This is a genomic window from Pseudomonas sp. NPDC087817, from assembly GCF_044742875.1.
Classification (GTDB): Bacteria; Pseudomonadota; Gammaproteobacteria; order Pseudomonadales; family Pseudomonadaceae; genus Aquipseudomonas.
In genome coordinates, this window is sequence record NZ_JBIUVJ010000114.1 from 1 (window position 1) to 7,864 (window position 7,864).

The 7,864-nt window shown below is 60.5% G+C and carries 8 protein-coding genes; 6 read left to right on the forward strand and 2 right to left on the reverse strand.

What is annotated here, in order from left to right; translation table 11 throughout:
* The first annotated feature begins 2 nt into the window (after positions 1-2).
* The 6 genes from ACIONG_RS29270 to pdeM all read left to right on the forward strand — a co-directional run bounded on the left by ACIONG_RS29270 (position 3) and on the right by pdeM (position 6,598).
* Positions 3-668 (forward strand): ABC transporter permease, encoded by a 666-nt coding sequence (locus ACIONG_RS29270; protein WP_401304411.1) that lies wholly within the window; start codon positions 3-5, stop codon positions 666-668.
* Positions 665-1,375: an ABC transporter permease gene (locus ACIONG_RS29275; RefSeq protein WP_103306582.1), complete on the forward strand. Its 711-nt coding sequence runs from the start codon at positions 665-667 to the stop codon at positions 1,373-1,375. The genes ACIONG_RS29270 and ACIONG_RS29275 overlap by 4 nt, the downstream gene beginning before the upstream one ends.
* Positions 1,376-1,386: 11 nt before the next feature.
* Positions 1,387-2,505 (forward strand): succinylglutamate desuccinylase/aspartoacylase family protein, encoded by a 1,119-nt coding sequence (locus ACIONG_RS29280; RefSeq protein ID WP_103306581.1) that lies wholly within the window; start codon positions 1,387-1,389, stop codon positions 2,503-2,505.
* 13 nt (positions 2,506-2,518) lie between these two features.
* The gene (locus ACIONG_RS29285) at positions 2,519-3,283 is read left to right on the forward strand and encodes an ABC transporter ATP-binding protein (protein WP_401304414.1); all 765 of its coding nucleotides are present in this window, start codon (positions 2,519-2,521) and stop codon (positions 3,281-3,283) included.
* Between the two features lie 172 nt (positions 3,284-3,455).
* On the forward strand, positions 3,456-5,945 hold the full coding sequence (locus ACIONG_RS29290) for a ligase-associated DNA damage response DEXH box helicase (RefSeq protein WP_401304416.1): 2,490 nt from the start codon (positions 3,456-3,458) through the stop codon (positions 5,943-5,945).
* Positions 5,942-6,598: a ligase-associated DNA damage response endonuclease PdeM gene (gene pdeM, locus ACIONG_RS29295; protein WP_315446022.1), complete on the forward strand. Its 657-nt coding sequence runs from the start codon at positions 5,942-5,944 to the stop codon at positions 6,596-6,598. The genes ACIONG_RS29290 and pdeM overlap by 4 nt, the downstream gene beginning before the upstream one ends.
* A 46-nt stretch (positions 6,599-6,644) precedes the next feature.
* Here the strand turns inward: pdeM and ACIONG_RS29300 are convergent, their stop codons facing one another.
* Complete coding sequence (locus tag ACIONG_RS29300; protein WP_103306577.1) at positions 6,645-6,854, reverse strand: hypothetical protein; 210 nt, start codon at positions 6,852-6,854, stop codon at positions 6,645-6,647.
* A 107-nt stretch (positions 6,855-6,961) separates the two neighbouring features.
* The gene (dcd, locus tag ACIONG_RS29305) at positions 6,962-7,528 is read right to left on the reverse strand and encodes a dCTP deaminase (RefSeq protein WP_007904652.1); all 567 of its coding nucleotides are present in this window, start codon (positions 7,526-7,528) and stop codon (positions 6,962-6,964) included.
* Positions 7,529-7,864 lie beyond the last annotated feature (336 nt).

Genomic DNA, 7,864 nt, shown 5'->3' on the forward strand with positions numbered 1-7,864 from the left:
GGTTGCTGGTGGAAGGCACCTGGATGACCATCAAATTATCGGCGTTGTCGCTGCTGGTGGCCGTGTTGCTCGGCCTGCTCGGCGCCAGTGCCAAACTGTCAAAAATCAAACTGGTGCGCCTGCCCGCCCAGCTCTACACCACGCTGATTCGCGGGGTGCCGGACCTGGTGCTGATGCTGCTGATCTTCTACAGCCTGCAAACCTGGCTGACGACGCTCACCGACTACATGGAATGGGAATACATCGAGATCGACCCGTTCAGCGCCGGGGTGCTGACCCTGGGCTTCATTTATGGCGCGTATTTCACCGAGACTTTCCGCGGGGCGATCCTCGCCGTGCCGCGCGGTCAGGTCGAAGCGGCCACCGCCTATGGCCTCAAACGCGGCCAGCGCTTTCGTTTTGTGGTGTTCCCGCAAATGATGCGTTTCGCGTTGCCGGGCATCGGTAACAACTGGATGGTGATGCTCAAGGCCACCGCGCTGGTGTCGATCATCGGCCTCGCCGATCTGGTCAAAGCCGCGCAGGACGCCGGTAAAAGCACTTACCAACTGTTCTATTTCCTGGTCCTCGCCGCGTTGATTTATCTGCTGATCACCAGTGCCTCGAACTTCATCCTGCGCTGGCTCGAACGCCGCTACGCTGCCGGTGCCCGGGAGGCCGTACGATGATCGAACTTCTGCAGGAATACTGGCGAGCCTTCCTTTATACCGACGGCCAGAACATCACTGGTCTGGCGATGACGATGTGGCTGCTCAGCGCCTCGATCTTCATCGGTTTCCTGGTGTCGATTCCGTTGTCGATCGCCCGGGTTTCCAGCCACTTCTATGTGCGCTGGCCGGTGCAGTTCTATACCTATCTGTTCCGGGGCACGCCGCTGTATATCCAGTTGTTGATCTGCTACACCGGGATTTACAGCCTCGCGGCCGTACGTGCGCAGCCGATACTCGACAGTTTCTTTCGCGATGCGATGAACTGCACGATCCTCGCTTTCGCCCTGAACACCTGCGCGTACACCACGGAGATTTTTGCCGGGGCGATCCGCAGCATGAACCACGGCGAAGTCGAAGCGGCCAAGGCTTATGGTCTGACAGGCTGGAAGCTGTATGCCTACGTGATCATGCCGTCAGCCTTACGCCGTTCGTTGCCGTATTACAGCAACGAAGTGATCCTGATGCTGCACTCGACCACCGTGGCCTTCACCGCGACCATCCCCGACATTCTGAAAGTCGCCCGGGACGCCAACTCGGCGACCTTCCTGACCTTTCAGTCATTCGGCATCGCCGCGCTGATCTACCTGACCATTACCTTTGCGCTGGTCGGCCTGTTCCGCCTCGCCGAACGCCGATGGCTGGCCTTCCTCGGGCCGACACACTAGGAAACCTTGTAATGCGACACCAGATCCATGACCTGTTGGCCCCGCTGCCGGGGACCGCACGACAGATCCACAGCTTCCACTTCGGCCCGGCGCAGGCCAAGGGCAAGGTCTACATCCAGTCTTCGCTGCACGCCGATGAATTGCCCGGCATGCTCGTCGCCTGGCACCTCAAGCAGCGTCTGGCGGAGCTGGAAGCCGCCGGGCGCCTGCGCAGCGAAATCGTGCTGGTGCCGGTGGCCAATCCGGTCGGCCTCGAACAAGTTCTGATGGACGTGCCGCTGGGCCGTTACGAACTGGAGAGCGGGCAGAACTTCAACCGCTGGTTCGTCGACCTCAGCGAAGAGATCGGCAACGCCATCGAAGGCAAGCTGGGCGACGATCCGCAGCACAACCTCGAACTGATCCGCGCCAGCCTGCGCAACGCCCTCGCCCGCCAGACCGCCAGCACGCAACTGCAATCCCAGCGCCTGACCCTGCAACGGCTGGCCTGCGATGCGGACATGGTGCTGGACCTGCATTGCGATTTCGAATCGGTGGTGCACCTCTACACCACGCCCGAAGCGTGGCCGCAGGTCGAGCCACTGGCGCGCTACATCGAAGCCCAGGCGAGCCTGCTGGCCACTGATTCCGGCGGCCAGTCGTTCGACGAATGCTTCACGCTGCTGTGGTGGCAATTGAGGGAACGTTTTGGCGAACACTTCGAGATTCCGCTGGGCAGTTTCTCGGTGACCGTCGAGTTGCGCGGTCAGGGTGACGTCAACCATCCGCTGGCCAGCCGCGACTGCCAGGCGCTGATCGACTATCTGATCCAGTCCGATGCGATCGTCGGCGAGACCAAACCGCAGCCGTCGCTGCCCTACCCCGCCACGCCGCTGGCGGGTGTGGAGCCGGTGACCACCCCGGTCGGCGGCCTGCTGGTGTACACCGCCACGGCGGGGCAATACCTCGAAGCCGGGCAGCAGATCGCCGAAATCATCGACCCGATCCACGACCGGGTCACCCCCATTCATTGCACCAGCGCCGGCGTGATGTACGCCCGTTCGCTGCGACGCATGGCCACTGCCGGCATGGTCATCGCCCACGTCGCGGGCGCTGAAGCCTATCGCAGCGGCTACCTACTTTCGCCTTGAGGATGTCTGTCCCATGTACAAACTGACCGTTGAAGGCCTGCACAAAAGCTATGGCGACCATCAGGTGCTCAAAGGCGTTTCGCTCAAGGCCAAGACCGGCGACGTGATCAGCCTGATCGGCGCCAGCGGCTCGGGCAAAAGCACCTTTTTACGCTGCATCAACTTTCTCGAACAACCCAACGACGGTGCGATGAGCCTTGATGGCCAGAAGATCCGCATGGTCACCGACCGCCACGGCATGCACGTCGCCGACGCCGATGAACTGCAACGTCTGCGCACGCGGCTGGCGATGGTGTTCCAGCACTTCAACCTGTGGAGCCACATGACCGTGCTGGAAAACATCACCATGGCCCCGCGCCGGGTGCTCGGTTGCAGCAAGCAGGAGGCCGAAGACCGCGCCCGCCGTTACCTCGACAAGGTCGGTCTGCCGGCGCGGGTGGCCGATCAATACCCGGCGTTTTTGTCCGGCGGCCAGCAACAGCGCGTGGCGATTGCCCGGGCGTTGGCGATGGAGCCGGAGGTGATGCTGTTCGATGAGCCGACCTCGGCGCTCGATCCGGAACTGGTCGGGGAAGTGTTGAAGGTGATTCAGGGTTTGGCCGAGGAAGGCCGGACCATGATCATGGTGACCCACGAGATGAGCTTCGCCCGTAAAGTTTCGAGCCAGGTTCTATTCCTGCATCAAGGTCTGGTCGAGGAAGAAGGTGCGCCCGAAGAAGTGCTCGGCAACCCGAAAAGCGAACGCCTCAAGCAATTTCTCAGCGGTAACCTGAAGTAACGTCGTACACAACCCCCTGTAGGAGTGAGCCTGCTCGCGATGGCGTCATTACATCCAGCACTGATGTGACTTACGCACCGTTATCGCGGGCAGGCTCACTCCTACAAAAATCAAACTTGTCCGCCCACCGCGTGGTCACTGGAATAACCCCTCCAGAGCGCGCGCAGCCCGCATGGCGAAATCCTCCGACCTCGCAAAAACCTGGTTCAGCGCTCGCGGCTGGAAGCCATTCGCCTTTCAGAAACAGGTGTGGGCTGCGGTAAAAAACGGTGAATCCGGAATGCTGCACGCCAGCACCGGCGCCGGCAAAACCTATGCGGTATGGTTTGCCGCACTCAACCGCTTCGCCCGATCCGCCCCCATCGTTGTGACTTCACGCAAACGCAAACCGCTCGCCGCACCGCTGACCGTACTGTGGATCACCCCGATGCGCGCCCTCGCTGCCGACACCGCACGCGCGCTGCAAACTCCCGTGACGGACCTGGAAATCCCGTGGAGTATCGGCCTGCGCACCGGTGACACCAGCAGCAGCGAGCGCGCCCGGCAGAGCCGACGCCTGCCGACCACGCTGATCACTACACCCGAAAGCCTGACCCTGCTGCTCGCCCGCGCCGACGCGCAAACAGCGCTGGCGACACTGCGCATGATTGTCGTCGATGAATGGCACGAACTGCTCGGTAATAAACGCGGCGTGCAGCTGCAACTGGCCCTCGCCCGCCTTCGTCACTGGCAGCCCGAATTGATTGTCTGGGGCGTGTCCGCCACGCTCGGTAATCAATCCCACGCCGAACAGGTGCTGATCCCACAAGGCGGTGGCGTCAGCGTCCAGGGTCAGAACGAAAAAGCGCTGGCGATCGACACCCTGCTCCCACCCACCCTCGAACGTTTTCCGTGGGCCGGACACATCGGTTTGAAGATGCTGCCGCAAGTGGTCGCCGAACTCGATGTCTGCGCCAGCAGCCTGGTGTTCACCAACACCCGGGCACAATCGGAAATCTGGTATCAGGCGCTGCTTGAGGCGCGACCGGACTGGGCCGGGCTGATCGCGTTGCATCACAGTTCGCTGTCACGCGATACCCGCGACTGGGTTGAGCAGGCCTTGAAGGACGGGCTTTTGAAAGCAGTGGTCTGCACCTCCAGCCTGGATCTGGGGGTGGATTTCCTGCCCGTGGAGCGTGTGCTGCAAATCGGTTCAGCCAAGGGCGTCGCCCGTTTGATGCAACGCGCCGGGCGCTCCGGCCATGCCCCGGGCCGTACCTCGCGGGTGACGCTGGTGCCGACCCACAGCCTTGAAGTGATCGAAGCCGTCGCCGCTCGTGATGCCGTGGAGCAGCGACGCATCGAACCGCGACTGTCACCGCAAAAACCGCTGGATGTGCTGGTGCAGCATTTGGTCAGCATGGCGCTGGGCGGCGGATTTTTACCCGATGAGTTGTACGAAGAAGTCCGTGGCGCCTGGGCCTATCGTGACCTGACACCTGCCGATTGGGCGTGGGCGCTGGCTTTCGTACGCCATGGCGGCATGTCTCTGACGGCTTATCCGGATTACCGTCGAGTCGAGCCCGACGAACAAGGTGTCTGGCGCGTGCCCGATGCGCGGCTGGCACGCCGGCATCGCATGAGCATCGGCACCATCGTCAGCGACGCGAGCATTCAGCTCAAATTCTGGAGCAAGGGTGGCGGCGGCAAGCAGTTGGGCAGCGTCGAGGAAGGCTTTATTGCACGGCTCAAACCGGGCGATGGCTTTCTGTTTGCCGGGCGTTTGCTGGAACTGGTACGAGTGGAAAACATGACCGCCTACGTCAAACGCAGCACGGCGAAGAAAGCCGCCGTGCCGCGCTGGAATGGCGGCCGTATGCCGCTCTCCAATGAACTGGCGCAAGCGGTGGTGACGCGCTTCACCGCTGCTGCACAGGGTGAGTTTGCCGGACCGGAAATGCAGGCGTTACGGCCTCTGCTGGACACCCAGGCGCGCTGGTCCGGTTTGCCCACAACCAACGATTTACTGGTCGAGGTGCTGAAATCCCGCGAAGGCTGGCACCTGTTTCTCTACCCGTTTGCCGGACGGCAAGTGCATCTGGGGCTCGCCAGCCTTTTGGCGTGGCGGGTCAGTCAGCGTCAACCGGTGACGTTCTCGATTGCGGTGAACGATTACGGTCTGGAGTTGCTCAGTGCCACGCCAGTGGATTGGTCGCAACAACTCGATACCGAACTGTTCAGTGCCGATCACTTATTGCGCGATGTTCTCGCCAGCCTGAACGCGGGCGAACTAGCCTTGCGGCGCTTTCGCGAAATCGCCCGAATCGCCGGACTGGTGTTCTCCGGTTACCCCGGCGCGCCGAAAAGCACCCGGCAAGTGCAAGCCTCCAGCGGTTTGTTCTTCGAAGTGTTCAAGCAATACGACGCCGACAACCTGCTGCTGGCTCAGGCCGGGGAAGAGGTCCTACGGGAAGAACTGGATATTCGCAGGCTGGAACAGACGCTAGAGCACATCAATCAGATGAATCTGCAAGTGCATCAGATCAAACGTCCTACACCGCTGGGGTTTCCACTGTTGGTGGAACGCATGCGCGAGAGCATGAGCTCGGAAAAACTGGCTGACCGGATCAGACGGATGGTTGGAGATCTGGAAAAATCCGCTGACAAGGGTAACTCCGTATGAACGCGCCCTATCCTGTGCGCCTGGCCGGAGAGGAATTGTGGCTGTTGCCGGAAAAAGCCTTGTATTGGCCGGCGCAGCAAGCCTTGCTGATCGCCGACGTACATTTCGGCAAAGCGGCCGCCTATCGCAGCCTTGGCCAGCCCGTCCCTCAAGGCACAACGGCGAGCAATATCGCGGTGATTGATCGACTGCTGGCGAAACTGCCCTGCCGGCAGCTGATATTTCTCGGTGACTTTCTGCATGGGCCCGGCTCCCACGCGGTGGGCACGCTGAGCGCACTGGCCGAATGGCGCTCGCGTCACGTTGATCTGCCGATGACGCTGATTCGCGGCAATCACGACAAACGCGCGGGTGATCCGCCGGTATCGCTGAACATTCGCGTAGTGCCAGAACCGCTATTGCTCGGGCCATTTTCGTTACAACACGAACCCGATCCGCACCCGGAGCGGCATGTATTGGCTGGCCATGTGCATCCGGTTTATCGGCTGCATGGCAAGGGACGGCAGAGCTTGCGGCTGGCGTGTTTCAGATTGGCCGAGCGCATCAGCCTGATGCCCGCGTTTGGCGCGTTTACCGGTGGTTATCCGGTTGAGCGTGATGATAGCTGCAGGATTTTTGTCATCGGCGACAACGAAATATGGCCAGTCAGTTGAAGTCTTGGCGGACTTCAACTGACTGGCCATTCAATTCCCATAGGGATCAGGCCACAGGTGCCGGTGGTGGCTCGTCAGGCAGAGTCGGCTCACCCGGCTCGGTCGGTTGTTCGTTGGGGGTATCGGGATCAGGCTGACCCGGAATTCCGCCAGCCAGACTGATGGACGGGTGTGCCAGCAAGGACCAGGCTAAAACGCCAATCTGATTGGGCTCAAGCCTTGCCAGTTCGGCAGTGATATGCGGATCGATCTTCATAGGGCACTCCTCGGCGAAGGCCCGTTTCGGCACAAGCAAAAACGGGCAGTACACTCCATAGAGTGCCTGCCCGCCAAAGAATTCCCGACATCTGCCGGATGGACGACTCAGGTACGCGGCAGAGTCACGCCACGCTGGCCCTGATACTTGCCGCCACGATCCTTGTAGGAAACTTCGCATTCCTCGTCGGATTCAAGGAAGAGCATCTGCGCCACGCCTTCATTGGCGTAGATTTTCGCCGGCAGGTTGGTGGTGTTGGAGAACTCCAGGGTCACGTGACCTTCCCACTCAGGCTCAAGCGGCGTCACGTTAACGATAATGCCGCAGCGAGCGTAGGTGCTTTTACCCAGGCAAATGGTCAGTACGTTGCGTGGAATACGGAAATATTCGACGGTGCTGGCCAAGGCGAAGGAGTTCGGCGGAATGATGCAGACGTCGCTGTGGATGTCGACGAAGCTGCCAGCATCGAAGTTTTTCGGATCGACGATGGCGGAGTTGATGTTGGTGAACACCTTGAAGTGGTTGGTGCAACGCACGTCGTAGCCGTAGCTCGACACACCGTAGGAGATCACTCGGCTGTCATCGCTGCCGCGCACCTGGCGCTCGACGAACGGTTCGATCATGCCGTGTTCCTGCGCCATGCGGCGAATCCACTTGTCCGATTTGATGCTCATGGCGGGTTTCCTGAATAGCGAGGTGAAAAATTCTGTCCGGCATCTTACCGGTCGCGCCGCCCGCTTCAAAGTGCGCGCTGCAATTCTCGCCGAACACCCCGTAATTACACGGTATGGCGACGAACCGTCACACCGCCGATCCTTAAAACAGAGAAACCTTTGCAAGAAGCATTGGCACGTTCAGGAAAAAGGGTTAAGGTGGCGTCACTGTGTTGCTTGTGTCACTGAGAATCTCTACACGATATGTTGAATTTCGATCCAACCATCTACAAGAATTTTTCCTGCTCTTTGCACTCAGTCTCGGCCAGGGTTCTTCCTGTTCCGCAGTTATCTTTG

Coding starts and splice junctions, on each gene's coding strand:
- dcd (WP_007904652.1), bottom strand. CDS start 7,528: ATGAGCATCAAATCGGACAAGTGGATTCGCCGCATGGCGCAGGAACAC.
- ACIONG_RS29275 (WP_103306582.1), top strand. CDS start 665: ATGATCGAACTTCTGCAGGAATACTGGCGAGCCTTCCTTTATACCGAC.
- ACIONG_RS29300 (WP_103306577.1), bottom strand. CDS start 6,854: ATGAAGATCGATCCGCATATCACTGCCGAACTGGCAAGGCTTGAGCCC.
- ACIONG_RS29280 (WP_103306581.1), top strand. CDS start 1,387: ATGCGACACCAGATCCATGACCTGTTGGCCCCGCTGCCGGGGACCGCA.
- pdeM (WP_315446022.1), top strand. CDS start 5,942: ATGAACGCGCCCTATCCTGTGCGCCTGGCCGGAGAGGAATTGTGGCTG.
- ACIONG_RS29290 (WP_401304416.1), top strand. CDS start 3,456: ATGGCGAAATCCTCCGACCTCGCAAAAACCTGGTTCAGCGCTCGCGGC.
- ACIONG_RS29285 (WP_401304414.1), top strand. CDS start 2,519: ATGTACAAACTGACCGTTGAAGGCCTGCACAAAAGCTATGGCGACCAT.